This is a genomic window from Rhizobium sp. CB2179, assembly GCF_057653455.1.
The window spans coordinates 1,674,847-1,689,007 of record NZ_CM172781.1 but is presented as its reverse complement, the minus strand read 5'-3'; the positions used below and the strand labels follow the sequence as shown (position 1 = coordinate 1,689,007).

General features: G+C 60.6%; 14 protein-coding genes. 8 read left to right on the top strand and 6 right to left on the bottom strand.

What is annotated here, in order from left to right; translation table 11 throughout:
- Positions 1 to 23 precede the first annotated feature (23 nt).
- From AC244Q_RS08490 to AC244Q_RS08480, 3 genes are all read right to left on the bottom strand, one after another.
- The gene (locus tag AC244Q_RS08490) at positions 24 to 1,349 is read right to left on the bottom strand and encodes a homoserine dehydrogenase (RefSeq protein ID WP_128405724.1); all 1,326 of its coding nucleotides are present in this window, start codon (positions 1,347 to 1,349) and stop codon (positions 24 to 26) included.
- 61 nt (positions 1,350 to 1,410) lie between these two features.
- Entirely contained in the window at positions 1,411 to 2,628 is a 1,218-nt protein-coding gene (locus AC244Q_RS08485; protein ID WP_003558982.1) for an LL-diaminopimelate aminotransferase, read from the bottom strand.
- 222 nt (positions 2,629 to 2,850) lie between these two features.
- Positions 2,851 to 3,264 (bottom strand): hypothetical protein, encoded by a 414-nt coding sequence (locus tag AC244Q_RS08480; protein ID WP_113546997.1) that lies wholly within the window; start codon positions 3,262 to 3,264, stop codon positions 2,851 to 2,853.
- Between the two features lie 150 nt (positions 3,265 to 3,414).
- On the opposite strand from AC244Q_RS08480, the gene AC244Q_RS08475 reads away from it, so the two are divergent.
- Both AC244Q_RS08475 and AC244Q_RS08470 read left to right on the top strand, forming a co-directional pair.
- A complete protein-coding gene (locus tag AC244Q_RS08475) occupies positions 3,415 to 5,250 on the top strand; it encodes a PHA/PHB synthase family protein (RefSeq protein ID WP_221974957.1) in 1,836 nt (611 codons plus the stop codon).
- Positions 5,251 to 5,455: 205 nt separating this feature from the next.
- Entirely contained in the window at positions 5,456 to 6,796 is a 1,341-nt protein-coding gene (locus AC244Q_RS08470; protein ID WP_113546999.1) for a DUF2778 domain-containing protein, read from the top strand.
- A 28-nt stretch (positions 6,797 to 6,824) separates the two neighbouring features.
- Here the strand turns inward: AC244Q_RS08470 and AC244Q_RS08465 are convergent, their stop codons facing one another.
- Complete coding sequence (locus tag AC244Q_RS08465) at positions 6,825 to 7,982, bottom strand: pyridoxal phosphate-dependent aminotransferase (RefSeq protein ID WP_128405725.1); 1,158 nt, start codon at positions 7,980 to 7,982, stop codon at positions 6,825 to 6,827.
- Between the two features lie 211 nt (positions 7,983 to 8,193).
- On the opposite strand from AC244Q_RS08465, the gene AC244Q_RS08460 reads away from it, so the two are divergent.
- The 6 genes from AC244Q_RS08460 (at position 8,194) to AC244Q_RS08435 (ending at position 13,014) form a co-directional block, all read left to right on the top strand.
- Positions 8,194 to 8,952 (top strand): DsbA family protein, encoded by a 759-nt coding sequence (locus AC244Q_RS08460; RefSeq protein WP_017993868.1) that lies wholly within the window; start codon positions 8,194 to 8,196, stop codon positions 8,950 to 8,952.
- Between the two features lie 161 nt (positions 8,953 to 9,113).
- The gene (gene aroQ / locus AC244Q_RS08455; RefSeq protein ID WP_011651695.1) at positions 9,114 to 9,551 is read left to right on the top strand and encodes a type II 3-dehydroquinate dehydratase; all 438 of its coding nucleotides are present in this window, start codon (positions 9,114 to 9,116) and stop codon (positions 9,549 to 9,551) included.
- 20 nt (positions 9,552 to 9,571) lie between these two features.
- Entirely contained in the window at positions 9,572 to 10,033 is a 462-nt protein-coding gene (gene accB, locus AC244Q_RS08450; RefSeq protein WP_012757278.1) for an acetyl-CoA carboxylase biotin carboxyl carrier protein, read from the top strand.
- Positions 10,034 to 10,037: 4 nt separating this feature from the next.
- Positions 10,038 to 11,393, top strand: a complete 1,356-nt coding sequence (accC, locus tag AC244Q_RS08445; RefSeq protein ID WP_017993867.1) for an acetyl-CoA carboxylase biotin carboxylase subunit — start codon at positions 10,038 to 10,040, stop codon at positions 11,391 to 11,393.
- Between the two features lie 7 nt (positions 11,394 to 11,400).
- Entirely contained in the window at positions 11,401 to 12,015 is a 615-nt protein-coding gene (gene aat / locus AC244Q_RS08440; protein ID WP_012757276.1) for a leucyl/phenylalanyl-tRNA--protein transferase, read from the top strand.
- Positions 12,016 to 12,090: 75 nt separating this feature from the next.
- Positions 12,091 to 13,014, top strand: coding sequence for a DUF2167 domain-containing protein (locus AC244Q_RS08435; RefSeq protein ID WP_128405726.1), 924 nt, complete (start codon positions 12,091 to 12,093; stop codon positions 13,012 to 13,014).
- Positions 13,015 to 13,108: 94 nt separating this feature from the next.
- Here AC244Q_RS08435 and AC244Q_RS08430 read toward each other — a convergent pair whose 3' ends face one another.
- Complete coding sequence (locus AC244Q_RS08430) at positions 13,109 to 13,549, bottom strand: DUF2155 domain-containing protein (protein ID WP_128405727.1); 441 nt, start codon at positions 13,547 to 13,549, stop codon at positions 13,109 to 13,111.
- A 115-nt stretch (positions 13,550 to 13,664) separates the two neighbouring features.
- Complete coding sequence (locus AC244Q_RS08425; RefSeq protein ID WP_018241831.1) at positions 13,665 to 14,063, bottom strand: NADH:ubiquinone oxidoreductase subunit NDUFA12; 399 nt, start codon at positions 14,061 to 14,063, stop codon at positions 13,665 to 13,667.
- Between the last annotated feature and the right edge of the window lie 98 nt (positions 14,064 to 14,161).

Here is a 14,161-nt window from a genome sequence, read left to right as displayed (position 1 = left end):
GTCCTCCGGGACGGGAAAAAGGCTCAGCCTTCCTCTTTCGGCCGCTCGATGCGAATCACCTGCGGCTCGCCGAAGAGGTAACCTTCCGACTTGATCGAAGCGACTGCCTTGCGCACCGAGTCTTCCGTCGTCGCGTGGGTGACGAGAATGATGGTCTGGTGATGCGATGGCGCCAGGTGCTGCTTGGAGCGCTGGACGATCGATTCCAGCGAGATGTTGTTTTCGGCCATGCGGGTTGCGACGCTGGCAAAGACGCCGGTGCGGTCGAGCACGGTCAGGCGGATGAAATAGCCGCCCTCGTGGCTCTGCATCTGCGCCTTGCGATAGGGTTCCAGTGTGGTTGCGGGATGGCCGAGCACCGGCACCCGCTGGGCGCCCGGCTGGCTCTTGGCGATATCGGCGATATCACCAAGCACCGACGAGGCTGTGGCGTTGCCGCCGGCGCCAGGGCCGACCATCAGCAGTTCGCCGAGCACGTCGGATTCGATCGCCACTGCATTGGTAACGCCGTCGACCTGGGCGATGACCGAATCGACCGGCACCATTGTGGGATGGACGCGCTGTTCGATGCCGGTATCGGTGCGCTGGGCAACGCCCAAGAGCTTGATGCGATAACCGAGTTCGGCAGCGGCGTGGATATCCTCGATCGAGATGTTGGTGATGCCTTCGAGATAGATGTCGGCGGCGGCGATCTGATTGCCGAAGGCGAGCGTCGTCAAGATGGAAAGCTTATGGGCCGTGTCGTTGCCCTCGATATCGAAGGCCGGATCGGCCTCGGCATAACCCAGCCGCTGCGCTTCCTTGAGGCATTCGGCGAAGGAAAGCCCCTCCTTCTCCATCTTGGTCAGGATATAATTGCAGGTGCCATTCATGATGCCATAGATGCGCGAGACGGAATTGCCCGTCAGCGATTCACGCAGGGCCTTGATGACCGGGATGCCGCCGGCGACCGCCGCCTCGAAGTTCAGCAGCGACCCCTTCTCCTCGGCGATCGTCGCAAGCTCGACGCCGTGATAGGCAAGCAGCGCCTTGTTGGCTGTCACCACATGGAGACCACGCTGGAGTGCCGTACGCACCGAGATGTTGGCAGCCCCTTCGGCGCCGCCCATCAGCTCGACGAAGACGTCGATATCGCCCTTTTCGGCAAGCTCTTCCGGCCGGTCGAACCAGGTAACAGCGGAAAGATCGATGCCGCGGTCCCTCGCCTTGTCACGTGCCGAAACGGCGGTGATGGTGATCGGACGCCCGCAGGTGACGGCAAGCTCGTTGCTTTTCTGCTGAATGATGCGGACAAGCGAGGCGCCAACGGTGCCCAAGCCCGCAATGCCGATTTTGAGGGCATCTGCCATGGATCGATCCTGAAATGTCTGTGTGGCGGCAGCCGCATGACGCGGCTGCCCAACGGTTGGATTAGCGGTGTGCGTTCAGCGAGATGACGTTGTGCATCGTCTCGTCTGCCGTCGACATGAACTTCTTGATGTTGCGCGCAGCCTGGCGGATGCGGTGTTCATTCTCGACAAGTGCCAGACGGACGTAGTCGTCGCCCATTTCGCCGAAGCCGATGCCCGGGGCAACGGCGACGTCGGCCTTCTCGACCAGCAGCTTGGAGAATTCCAGCGAACCGAGATGACGGAACTTTTCCGGGATCTTCGCCCAGGCGAACATCGTCGCAGCCGGCGGCGGCACGTCGAACCCGGCCTTGCCGAAGCTTTCGACCATGACGTCGCGGCGACGTTTATAGACGTTGCGGACTTCCGCAATGTCGGAACCATCGCCGTTCAGCGCGTGCGTTGCCGCCACCTGGATCGGCGTGAAGGCGCCGTAGTCGAGATAGGACTTGACGCGGGTGAGCGCTGCGATCAGTCGCTCGTTGCCGACGGCAAAGCCCATGCGCCAGCCGGGCATGGAGAAGGTTTTCGACATCGAGGTGAACTCGACGGTCACGTCCATAGCGCCCGGCACTTCGAGAACCGACGGCGGCGGGGCGCCGTCGAAGTAGATTTCCGAATAGGCAAGATCGGAAAGCACGATGATGTCATGCTTTTTCGCAAAGGCGATGACGTCCTTGTAGAAATCGAGCGTCGCGACAAAAGCCGTCGGGTTCGAGGGATAGTTGAGGATCAGCGCCAAGGGCTTCGGGATCGAATGCTTGACGGCGCGTTCCAGCGGTTCGAAGAAGCTCGCATCCGGCTCCACCGACATGGAACGGATCACGCCACCCGCCATCAGGAAGCCGAAGGCGTGGATCGGATAGGTGGGATTCGGGCAGAGGATCACGTCGCCAGGCGCCGTGATTGCCTGCGCCATGTTGGCGAAGCCTTCCTTGGAGCCCAAGGTGGCAACCACCTGGGTATCCGGGTTGAGCTTGACGCCGAAACGGCGGGCATAATAGGCGGCCTGGGCGCGGCGCAGCCCCGGAATGCCCTTGGAAGAGGAATAACGGTGCGTGCGCGGATCCTGCACGACCTCGCACAGCTTGTCGACGATCGACTGGGGAGTGGGAAGGTCGGGGTTTCCCATGCCGAGATCGATGATATCGGCGCCGCCCGCTCGCGCGCTTGCCTTCAAACGGTTGACCTGTTCGAAAACATAAGGCGGCAAACGCCGGACTTTGTGAAACTCTTCCATCTCATTCCCCATGGAAAGGCGGCATTTCGGGCCGCAGTCGAAGTTCGTTCCGTCTCCCGGCGGCTGCGACACGAACTTCAGAATCGCAACGCCGTATTCATCAGACCCAAGCGACGCGGCGAATCTTTGACGGAAAGGCCGCGTAACGCGCTTTATCAGGAAAATTGCATCTTCCGATCCATTCGGAATGGCTTTGCGTCCAAATTGCCTGAAAGGCAAGGTCTATTTGGAGATTTCAGACAGCGTATCAGTGCCGTGCTCGGCGGCCAGCCGCCGCATTTCGGCGACCTTGGCCTGATATTCGGCTTCCGAGATCGTGCCGGCCTTGCGCCGGGCGCCAAGTGCCGTCAGCTGATGCTGCAGTTCGGCCGCCTGCTCGTCGCTCATCTGGACATTGGCGGCGGTCAGCGGCGCGCCGAAATTCGGATAGCCGTCCGGGTATTTTGCAAGGCCGCCCTCGGCCGCCTCGCCCTTAGTGGCCGGCATGACGACGGCGGTCGGCGCCGCTCGCTTGGCGGCGGCTGCGGCCTTTTGTTCCGCCGTCAGATTGCATCCGGCAAGAGCCATCGCCGCCGCGACGCAGATCAGTGCGGTGCGGTTGAAGGTTGCGATGCGCCGAATGCCGTTCTTCGTCATGCCTCAAAAATCCAGTTTTGACTGCTTCGACTGTTAAATTTGTCGCAGCCACAAAGCAATAGCATGAGCCGATGCGGGTGGAACTTGTTTTCTCGTTCGATCACGATGTACAACGAATGGATAAAAAGAGTGGTGCTGCCGCCGGAGGAAATGGTGACCGACAGCAAGCAGGAGAATGGCGGCAAGACCGGCTTCGACGCGAACGATCTCGATCCCTATCTGTTGAAGGATCCTGAGGCCATGGCGATGAATTTCGCTCGGGCGCTCGAAAATCTAGGACAAGCAGCGTCTGCCTGGCTTGCGCCGCGCGAACGCGGCGAGATCACCGAGAGCGCCGCCGATCCGATGACCGACATGGTCAAGACGCTTTCCAAGGTCACCGAATACTGGATTTCCGATCCGCGCCGCACCTTCGAGGCACAGACGCAGCTGATGTCCTCGTTCTTCGGCATCTGGATGCGCTCGATGCAGCGAATGCAGGGCGATCCCACGCCTGCCGAGCCGGACACCCGCAAGGACAAGCGCTTCTCGGACGAGGACTGGCAGAAGAATCCGTTCTTCGATTTTCTCCGCCAGGTCTATTTCGTCACCACCGACTGGGTGGAAAAGATGGTGTCGGAAACCGATGGCCTCGATGAGCACACCAAGCACAAGGCCGGCTTCTACGTGAAGCAGATCACGGCAGCGCTTTCGCCGACCAACTTCATCGCCACCAATCCGCAACTCTACCGCGAGACAATCGCGACCAGCGGCGCCAATCTGGTGCGCGGCATGAAGATGCTGGCCGAGGATATCGCTGCCGGAAACGGCGATCTTCGTCTTCGCCAGACCGACATGACGAAATTCGCCGTCGGCCGCGATATGGCGCTGACACCAGGCAAGGTGATCGCCCAGAACGACATCTGCCAGATCATCCAGTACGAGGCTTCGACTGAAACGGTGCTGAAGCGGCCGCTGCTGATCTGCCCGCCCTGGATCAACAAGTTCTATATTCTCGACCTCAACCCGCAAAAATCCTTCATCAAATGGTGCGTCGACCAGGGTCAGACGGTGTTCGTCATTTCCTGGGTCAACCCGGATGCGCGCCACGCCGAGAAGGACTGGACGGCCTATGCCCGCGAAGGCATCGATTTCGCGCTTGATACAATCGAGAAAGCGACCGGCGAGAAGGATGTCAACGCCGTCGGCTACTGCGTCGGCGGTACGCTGCTGGCCGCGACACTGGCGCTGCATGCCAAGGAGAAGAACAAGCGCATCAAGACTGCGACACTCTTCACCACCCAGGTCGATTTCACCCATGCCGGCGACCTCAAGGTCTTTGTCGACGAGGAGCAGCTTGAATCGCTCGAAGAGCATATGCGGGCGGCCGGCTATCTCGACGGCACGAAGATGTCGATGGCCTTCAACATGCTGCGCGCCTCCGAGCTGATCTGGCCTTATTTCGTCAACAACTACCTCAAGGGCCAGGATCCCCTGCCCTTCGACCTGTTGTTCTGGAACGCCGATTCGACCCGCATGGCAGCGGCAAACCATGCCTTCTACCTGCGCAATTGCTATCTCAACAATGCGCTGACGCAGAACGAGATGATCCTCGACGGCAAGTCCGTGTCACTGAAGGACGTCAAAATCCCGATCTATAATCTCGCCACCCGCGAGGATCACATCGCACCTGCCAAGTCCGTCTTCCTCGGCAGCCGATTCTTCGGCGGCAAGGTGGAATTCGTCGTGACCGGCTCGGGACATATCGCCGGCGTCGTCAACCCGCCCGACAGGAAGAAGTATCAATTCTGGACCGGCGGCCCCGCCAAGGGGGACTACGAGACCTGGCTCGAGCAGGCGACGGAGACCCCGGGATCATGGTGGCCGCATTGGCAGGCCTGGATCGAGACGCATGACGGCAGACGCGTGCCGGCCCGCAAACCCGGCGGCGACGCGCTGAACGCGATCGAGGAAGCGCCGGGAAGTTATGTGATGGAGCGCGCCTGAGACGCCCCAACGCATCTTTTTGAGACGTCGTGAAAAACTGCAACGCCGCGTAAACAAATTAGAAACCATAATTCGTCATCCTTGCGAGACAGTCGGACGTCGTGGGTGGTCTAAATTCGGCCCATTTGCGCCTGTACCGGCCCCGGCAAAGTTTAGTCAGTCAGTGCCGCCGGCCTGCGTAGCGAGTTTGAAAGACGAGTGTAGTATGGCGTTTGCGGTCGGGACGTTCGATGACGTCACCCTTCTTGGCGGATCTGCTTTCCGTTGGCGCAGATCTCGCGGTTTCCTTTACGGTGTTGTCGGCGCCGGATTTCTGACCTCTACATGGCTGATCGCGACCTTCGCGACGATGCACTCGTTAGCCGCTCCCTATTCTCCGCCGGATCGCCTGGCACAGGTGGCGACTGCGCCGAAGCTGGCGCCTTCACCGCGTCACGAGAGGCTGATCCATGTCGGCAAGGCCGACCGGCTGGCCGCCTTCGATGCGAAGCCGAAGGTACCGCTGACGGCGAGCCTCATTCAATCCCATGCCGAAAAGACCGCTGCCGCCGCGACAGCGCTCGCGGTTCTCGCCAAAAACAATCGGCTCGCCATGGCTGCCGAACAGCCGGTCGTGGCGGCGATCTCCGACAGCGCCAAATTCCGCAAGGACGATGTCATCGTGACGGCGCCGGTCGAGCTCGCCTCGGCAGAGACGGACGAAGACGACGGCGACCGGATCATCGTTCCCTCGAAGGAGGCGGTCGCCGCAGCCGAACTCCCGACCCTGCTTGCTCTTGCCGATGCCGGATCCCGGCAAATCGCGCCGGCCCCGGTCGAGCCAACTACACCTCTTGTCAGAACCGCCTCCATTCCCGTATCGGCACCCACACCTGACGTCGTCGCCGCCGCGGACGACGCGCCCCCCTTCGATCTCGTGCTGGCGCCGGATGAAGGTTCGGTGCCGCTGCCGATGGCACGTCCCGATGGCCTCATCGGCAAACCGACACCGGCCTCCAAGGGTTCGCAGCGCTCTGGCGAGCCTGTACTTGCCTACGCCCAGCCGAACTCGCCGATCGAAGATGACGAGGACGATGCAGTGCCGCGCTACGATAAGCCGGTCTTCTCGCCGAAGCTGCGCGCAGGCGTGGCGATCTACGATATCGAAAACAGCACCGTCTATCTGCCGAACGGCGAGCGCCTCGAGGCCCATTCCGGGCTCGGCAAGATGCGCGACAACCCGCGTTTCGCCAACAAGAAGATGCGTGGACCGACGCCGCCGCACACCTATGCCCTCACCATGCGCGAGAGCCTTTTCCATGGCGTCGAAGCATTGCGGCTAACGCCGGTCGAAGGTTCCGACGCCATCTATGACCGTGTCGGCCTACTCGCCCATACCTACATGCTCGGCAAGAACGGCGATTCCAACGGCTGTGTCTCCTTCAAGGATTACCGCCGCTTCCTCGCCGCCTACAAGCGCGGCGACATCAAGCAGCTCGTGGTGGTGCCGCGGCTGAACAACAAACCGTCTTCGACGCTTGCCTCACTGTTTTCGTCGCGTAGCTGAGCGATAAGAGAGTAAGCAGCCGCGAGCGCTATTTCAGCCAGGCTGCGATTCGCTCCACCGCCTCGGCAATCTCCGCCTGCGAGCCCGCATAGGACAGACGCAAGGTTCGATTTCCCTCCAGCGGATCGAAATCGAGACCGGGCGTGGCGGCGACGTCAATTTCAGCGAGCATACGTTTGGCGAAGCCCATGCTGTCATTGGTGAAGCGGGTGACGTCGAGATAGACGTAAAAGGCCCCGTCCATCGGCGAGGCGATCGAAAACCCGATCTGCGGCAGTCGCCGCATCAGCAAATCGCGGTTGGCGGCATAGCTCGCCTTATAACGATCGAGCTCGGCGCCGGCGCTCAGAGCGGCCGTGGCGGCAATCTGGGAGAGCTCGGGCGGGGAGATATAGAGGCTCTGCGCCACCCGCTCGATCGGCCGCACCAAGCGCTCGGGAAGCACCATCCAGCCGATTCGCCAGCCGGTCATGCAATAATATTTGGAGAAGGAGTTGATGACGATCGCCTCGTCGGTCAGCTCCAGCGCGCTTGCCTCCTCGCCGGCGAAGGTCAGCCCGTGGTAGATTTCATCGGAGATGAAGGCGATGGAATGGGCTGCGCAATAATCCGCAAGCGCCTTCAGCCCATCGCGGCCAGTCACCGTGCCGGTCGGGTTGGCCGGGCTTGCGAGCAGCACGCCTTTCAACGTGATGCCGCTTTCCTTCTGCGCCGCTTCGAGGCTTTGCGGCGTCAGGGTGAAGTGGGTCTCGGCCGTTACCGGCACTTCCAGAACCTTCAGGCCCAGCGCGCCGAGGATATTGCGATAGGCGGGATAACCCGGTCTTGCGATCGCCACCGCATCGCCGGCATCGAAAAGCGACAGGAAGGCGAGATTAAAGCCGGCCGAAGAACCTGTGGTAATGGCGATGCGCTTGGGATCGATCTCCAGGCCGTGACGATCCTTGTAGTGCCAGGCGAGCGCCGATTTCAGCCGCGCCGTCCCCAGCGCATCGGTATAACCGATCCGGCCTTCGGCAAGGGCCGCGCGCGCCGCTTCGAGGGCCGCCTCAGGTGCCGGATGCGAGGGCTGGCCAACCGCCATCGAGATGACGGGATACCCGGCCGCACGCCGCTTCGTCGCCTCCGCCAGGACGTCCATGGCGTGAAAAGGCTCGACTTCGCTGCGTTTCGATATGGAAAACAAGATCGTTTCTCGCTCAGCTTCTTCAGTGACGGCCCGACAATTGCCGCATTAATCGGCTCATCACAATCCCGCGAGGGCCGCACGGGGATGAAAAATTCCTGTTTGAGCAGAACCGAACGCACCGTACCTTGACGCGACGCATTCAAGTCCATTAACCCGGCGACGGTCTTCTCGACGAAGAGACGACCATCCCGCCGATGACGAGGATAACATGGCATTCTTCCCGAAGACCTTCACCGCACTGGCGCTTGCCGCATCGATCGCCCTTCCGCTTCCCGCGGCAGCGCTCGACGACCAGCAGAAGAAGGAGTTCGGCGAATTCATCAAGCAATACCTGATCGAGAACCCCGAGATCATGCTCGAAGTCCAGGATGCGCTGCAGAAGAAGCAGGAGGCCCAGCGGTCGGTGAAAGCCAATATGGCGATCGAAGAGAACACCACCGACATTTTCGATTCAAAGAACGACGTCACGCTCGGCAATCCCAAGGGCGATGTCACTGTCGTCGAATTCTTCGATTATAATTGCAGCTACTGCCGCCATGCGCTTCCCGACATGCAGGCCATGCTGAAGAAGGACAAGAACGTCCGTTTCATCCTCAAGGAATTCCCGATCCTCGGGCCGGATTCGGTCGCCGCCCACAAGGTGGCCGACGCCTTCCGCAAGCTCGCACCGGAGAAATATGCCGATTTCCACGTTGCCCTTCTCGGCACCGAAGGCCGTGCCTCCGACGAAACAGCGATCGCGGTCGCCGCTTCGCTCGGCGTCAGCGCGGACAAGATCCGCGCCGAGATGGCAAAGAGCCCGAATGACGGTATAGTCCAGGCGACCTACCAGCTCGCCTCCAGTCTCGGCATCAGCGGCACGCCCTCCTATGTGATCGGCAATGAACTGGTGCCTGGCGCCGTCGGGCTCGACGATCTCGAAGCCAAGGTCAAGAACATGCGCAGCTGCGGCAAGACTGCCTGCTGAGCAAAGCAGCCGCCAGCCGCCAGCTCATCAAATCGCCAAAATCGAAGTGTTTCAACCATGTGGACAAATGTGGCACGATTGCCGCTGGCCATTCCGTAAGGGCTTTCATTCAGCCTTCGCGGAGTCTATAGGTTGCCGTCGTACCTTTTACGGAACATTCGATGACGCAAACGATTTTTGTCCTGAACGGCCCCAACCTGAACATGCTGGGTAAACGAGAGCCCGGCATTTATGGCGGCAAGACGCTCAAGGACATCGAGGCGGACTGCAAGGCTGCAGGGCGCGAGCTCGGCCTCGATATCGACTTCCGCCAGAGCAATCACGAAGGCACGCTCGTCGATTGGTTCCATGAGGCCGACGAAAAGGCCGTCGGCGTTGCCATCAATGCAGGCGCCTATACGCATACATCGGTCGCGCTGCATGATGCGATCCGCGCTATTTCCATTCCCGTCGTCGAGCTCCACATATCCAACGTGCATGCACGGGAAGAATTCCGCCACAAGTCGATGATCGCGCCGGCATGCAAAGGCGTGATCTGTGGCTTCGGGCCTCACAGCTACATCCTGGCGCTCCACGCGCTGAAGAACATCACGGCATAAGAATAAGACAGGGCAACACCATGGCTGAAAAGAAATCGGGTATCGACCAGGCACTGATCCGCGATCTCGCCAATATTCTCAACGAAACGGATCTGACGGAGATCGAGGTCGAGCAGGACGACCTGCGCATCCGCGTTTCGCGCGCCGGCACGCCGCAATATGTTCAGGCGCCGATCGCCGCACCGGCCTTTGCCGCGCCCGCTGCGGCAGCCGCTGCCGCGCCAGCCGCAGCTCCCAGCCGCAACCCGGCCAATGTCGTCAATGCACCGATGGTAGGCACCGTCTATATGGCGTCGGCTCCGGGCGCGCGCCCCTTCATCGAAGTCGGCGCAACCGTCAAGGAAGGCCAGACGTTGATCATCATCGAAGCGATGAAGACGATGAACCAGATCCCTTCGCCGAAGTCAGGCAAGGTGACCGAGATCCTCGTCGATGACGGACATCCCGTCGAATACGGCCAAGCCCTCGTCGTCATCGAATAGGCCCATGCCCATGATTTCGAAAATCCTCATCGCCAATCGCGGAGAAATCGCCCTTCGCGTGCTCCGGGCCTGCAAGGAGCTCGGCATCGCCTGCGTCGTGGTTCATTCCACCGCCGACGCCGATGCCATGCATGTGCGCCTTGCCGACGAAAGTGTCTGCATCGGCCCACCCTCCTCGCGCGAGAGCTATCTCAACATCCACCAGATCGTCGCCGCCTGCGAGATCACCGGTGCCGACGCCGTGCATCCGGGCTACGGCTTTCTGTCGGAGAATGCCAAGTTCGCCGATATCCTCGAAGCCCACGGCATCACTTTCATTGGGCCGACGGCGGACCATATCCGCATCATGGGCGACAAGATCACCGCCAAGACGACGGCGCTGGAACTCGGCATTCCCGTCGTTCCAGGCTCGGACGGCGAAGTGAAGACCGAAGAGGATGCGCTGAAGACGGCCGCCGAAATCGGCTATCCGGTGCTGATCAAGGCCACGGCCGGCGGCGGCGGACGCGGCATGAAGGTCGCCAAGAGCGAGGCCGACGTGATCGAGGCCTGGTCGACGGCCCGCACGGAAGCAGCAGCCGCCTTCGGCAACGATGCCGTCTACATGGAAAAATATCTCGGTAAGCCGCGCCACATCGAAATCCAGGTGTTCGGCGACGGCGAAGGCAATGCCATCCATCTCGGCGAGCGCGACTGCTCGCTGCAGCGGCGCCATCAGAAGGTCTGGGAAGAGGCGAATTCGCCGGCCCTCAACGTCGAGCAGCGCATGAAGATCGGCCAGATCTGCGCCGACGCCATGAAGAAGCTGAAATATCGCGGCGCCGGCACGATCGAATTCCTCTACGAGAACGGCGAGTTCTATTTCATCGAAATGAACACCCGCCTGCAGGTGGAACATCCGATCACCGAAGCGATCACCGGCATCGACCTCGTGCACGAGCAGATCCGCGTCGCTTCCGGCGGCGGTCTGTCGGTGACGCAGGACGAAGTGCATTTTTCCGGTCACGCCATCGAGTGCCGTATCAATGCCGAGCACCCGCGCACCTTCGTGCCCTCACCCGGTACGATCACGCACTTCCACGCGCCGGGTGGTCTCGGCGTGCGCATCGATTCCGGTGCCTATCAGGGCTACAAGATCCCGCCTTATTACGACAGCCTCATCGGCAAGCTGATCGTGCACGGCCGTACCCGCGTCGAATGCATGATGCGCCTGCGCCGGGCGCTCGACGAATTCGTCGTCGACGGCATCAATACAACGCTGCCGCTATTCCAGGATCTCGTCTCCAACCAGGATATCGCCAACGGCGACTACGACATCCACTGGCTGGAAGACTACCTCGCCAACACACCGGCGGCATAGGACAGGAATGGCAGGATCGCGCAGGAAGTCACCAGGCATAACCCCTGACATTCTCCTGCGCGCCTATTCCATCGGCCTCTTCCCGATGGCCGAATCCGCCGACGACCCGGAGATCTTCTGGGTCGAACCGGAACTGCGCGGCGTGCTGCCGTTCGACCATTTCCATGTGTCGAAAAGCCTTGCCAAGACGGTGCGCAAGAAACCCTTCGAGATCCGTTTCGATCACGCTTTCGATCAGGTCATTGCTGCCTGTGCGGAGGAGACATCCGGGCGCCCGAGCACCTGGATCAACAGGACGATCAGATCGCTCTACTCGACGCTCTACGACATGGGCCATGCCCATACCGTCGAAGCCTGGGAGGACGATGAGCTGGTCGGCGGCCTCTACGGCGTCTCGCTCGGCTCGGCCTTCTTCGGCGAAAGCATGTTTTCGCGCCGGACGGATGCCTCGAAGATCTGCCTCGTTCATCTGGTCGACCGGCTGCGGGAAAGGGGCTTCACCCTGCTCGACACCCAGTTCACCACCGAGCACCTGAAGACGTTCGGAGCGATCGACGTTCCGAAGGCCGATTATGCCGCGATGCTGACAGCAGCGATGGAGTCGCCGCACCTTACGTTTTAAGCTCGATCGTTTCATCCGCACGTTGATTTTCCAGCCGATTTGGCTAGGTTCAAAAATGCAACGGGGGATAGAATTTTGAAACGATATTTTGCTGCCGCAGTCCTTTTGACCTTATTTGCAGGTCAAGCCGGTGCACGTCCCTACCAGGATATGTTCCCGAGCAGGACCGATTTTTCCGACGCGGAAAAGCCGGTGCTGGAGAAGCTCGATTTTCAGCAGGGTGTGATCAAGCTGCCTGAAGCGAAGGCAACGCTGAACGTGCCCGCCGACTTCTACTATCTCAGCCCTGCCGACGCGATGACGGTACTCGTCGATATCTGGGGAAATCCTCCGGCGGCGGCGGAGGGAACGATGGGGATGATCTTCCCGGCGAAATACGCGCCGACCGATATAGAGGCCTGGGGTTCCACCGTGGAACACAGCGCCGACGGCTATGTCTCGGACGTCGATGTCGCCACGACCAATTACGACGAATTGCTGCAGAACATCAAGGATTCCATCAGGGAAAACAACGTCGAGCGCGAAAAGCAGGGTTTTCCGAAGATCACGCTTGTCGGCTGGGCATCCACGCCGCACTACGACAAATCCGCGCATGCGCTGCACTGGGCGCGTGATCTAATGTTCGGCGACGATAAGCAGCACACGCTGAACTATTCCGTGCGTGTGTTCGGCCGCGAGGGCGTATTTCAATTCAACTTCGTCGCCGGCCTCGACCAATTGAAGGAGATCGAGGGCATCATTCCGACCGTCACCAAACTCGTACAGTTCGACAAGGGAATGGCCTATACCGACTACGTCGAGGGCGACAAGATCGCAGCCTATGGGATGGCGGGAATGATCGCTGCGGGCGCGGGCGCCAAGATTGCCGCCAAGGTGGGATTGCTGGCACTCGCTCTCGCCTTCCTCAAAAAGGGCGGCGTCCTCGTTTTCATTGTGTTCGCCGGTGCGCTTCGCTTTGCCAAGGGCCTTTTCAAGAGGAACAAGACACCCACAGCATAGACTCATCCAGGCTGCTGCGTCACTCAAAATGTTACAGCGTCGTTGTTTGTGTGTCTGAAAAGGCGTGCGGCGCTGTAAGGCGTGATGAGAGGTGTTAGCGGGCTGTCGCCTTGGCACCGTCAGGAGCCGGAACATCCGAGTTTGCCTTGCAGTCCTTCAGCCAGACGTCGTAGATCGGGTGCTCGACGGCGTTGAGGCCGGGGCTGGCGGCGAACATCCAGCCGGTGAAGATGCGGCGGATCTTGCGGTCGAGGGTGATCTCGTCGACCTCGACGAAACCGTCGATCTTCTGTGCTTCCGACTGGTCGCGCGAATAACAGGCCTTCGGTGTCACCTGCAGCGCACCGAACTGTACCGTCTCATTGACATAGACGTCGAAGGTCGTGATGCGGCCGGTGATCTTGTCGAGGCCGGAGAAGACGGCAACCGGATTTTCGATGCGTGCGGCATTTGCCGCAACTGGCGGAAGCAGGGCCGAGAGCGCCAGCAGCGATCCGGCGGCACGCAGGACCTTGTTCCGCGTGAAGAGCTTCATATGTACCCGTCTCCAGACATTTTCAGTTCACAGCCGCGGTCAAGCGCGGCCAACCTGCGGGTAAAGGTCAATTGTGGCCAAAAGCCGGGTCTTGGGATCGCCCGGTCGAGCCGTCTCAGTTGCCCGGCGTCCAAGCATCGTAATCGCCTGTGACGCGCGGACGTTCGCCCGGAACGGCGATAGAGCCCGGCGGACGATAGGCCTGCGGCGAACCGGTATGGTTGGGCCGGTGCGGCTTCTGCCATTCCTTGGCGACGTAGCTTTCCTTGGACGGGGGAACATCGGTGCGATGATGCATCCAGCCATGCCAGCCCGGCGGAATGGCGGAGGCTTCGGCATAACCCTTGTAGATCACCCAACGCTTCGGCAGACCGTAGGAGGACATGCCGCCTTCGTAGTAGACGTTGCCGAATTCATCCTCGCCGACGCGCTTGCCAAAACGCCAGGTCGCAAAACGCGTGCCCATCGTCTGACCGTTCCACCAGGTAAAGGTCTGAACCAGAAGATTCCACATGTCTTTTCCTTGTGCCCGCCAGATGCGAGCCAAACCAGAATTCGTTTCCTCGCTTATGCCGTCGCCAAGCCGAATTGTCCAGCGATTCCACGATGGCC

Bases quoted from the DNA above. Each gene is read 5' to 3' on its own strand.
- AC244Q_RS08480 (WP_113546997.1), bottom strand. From the start codon at position 3,264: ATGACGAAGAACGGCATTCGGCGCATCGCAACCTTCAACCGCACCGCA.
- aroQ (WP_011651695.1), top strand. From the start codon at position 9,114: ATGACGCAAACGATTTTTGTCCTGAACGGCCCCAACCTGAACATGCTG.
- AC244Q_RS08460 (WP_017993868.1), top strand. From the start codon at position 8,194: ATGGCATTCTTCCCGAAGACCTTCACCGCACTGGCGCTTGCCGCATCG.
- AC244Q_RS08470 (WP_113546999.1), top strand. From the start codon at position 5,456: ATGGCGTTTGCGGTCGGGACGTTCGATGACGTCACCCTTCTTGGCGGA.
- AC244Q_RS08485 (WP_003558982.1), bottom strand. From the start codon at position 2,628: ATGGAAGAGTTTCACAAAGTCCGGCGTTTGCCGCCTTATGTTTTCGAA.
- AC244Q_RS08475 (WP_221974957.1), top strand. From the start codon at position 3,415: ATGGTGACCGACAGCAAGCAGGAGAATGGCGGCAAGACCGGCTTCGAC.
- accB (WP_012757278.1), top strand. From the start codon at position 9,572: ATGGCTGAAAAGAAATCGGGTATCGACCAGGCACTGATCCGCGATCTC.
- accC (WP_017993867.1), top strand. From the start codon at position 10,038: ATGCCCATGATTTCGAAAATCCTCATCGCCAATCGCGGAGAAATCGCC.
- AC244Q_RS08430 (WP_128405727.1), bottom strand. From the start codon at position 13,549: ATGAAGCTCTTCACGCGGAACAAGGTCCTGCGTGCCGCCGGATCGCTG.
- aat (WP_012757276.1), top strand. From the start codon at position 11,401: ATGGCAGGATCGCGCAGGAAGTCACCAGGCATAACCCCTGACATTCTC.
- AC244Q_RS08490 (WP_128405724.1), bottom strand. From the start codon at position 1,349: ATGGCAGATGCCCTCAAAATCGGCATTGCGGGCTTGGGCACCGTTGGC.
- AC244Q_RS08425 (WP_018241831.1), bottom strand. From the start codon at position 14,063: ATGTGGAATCTTCTGGTTCAGACCTTTACCTGGTGGAACGGTCAGACG.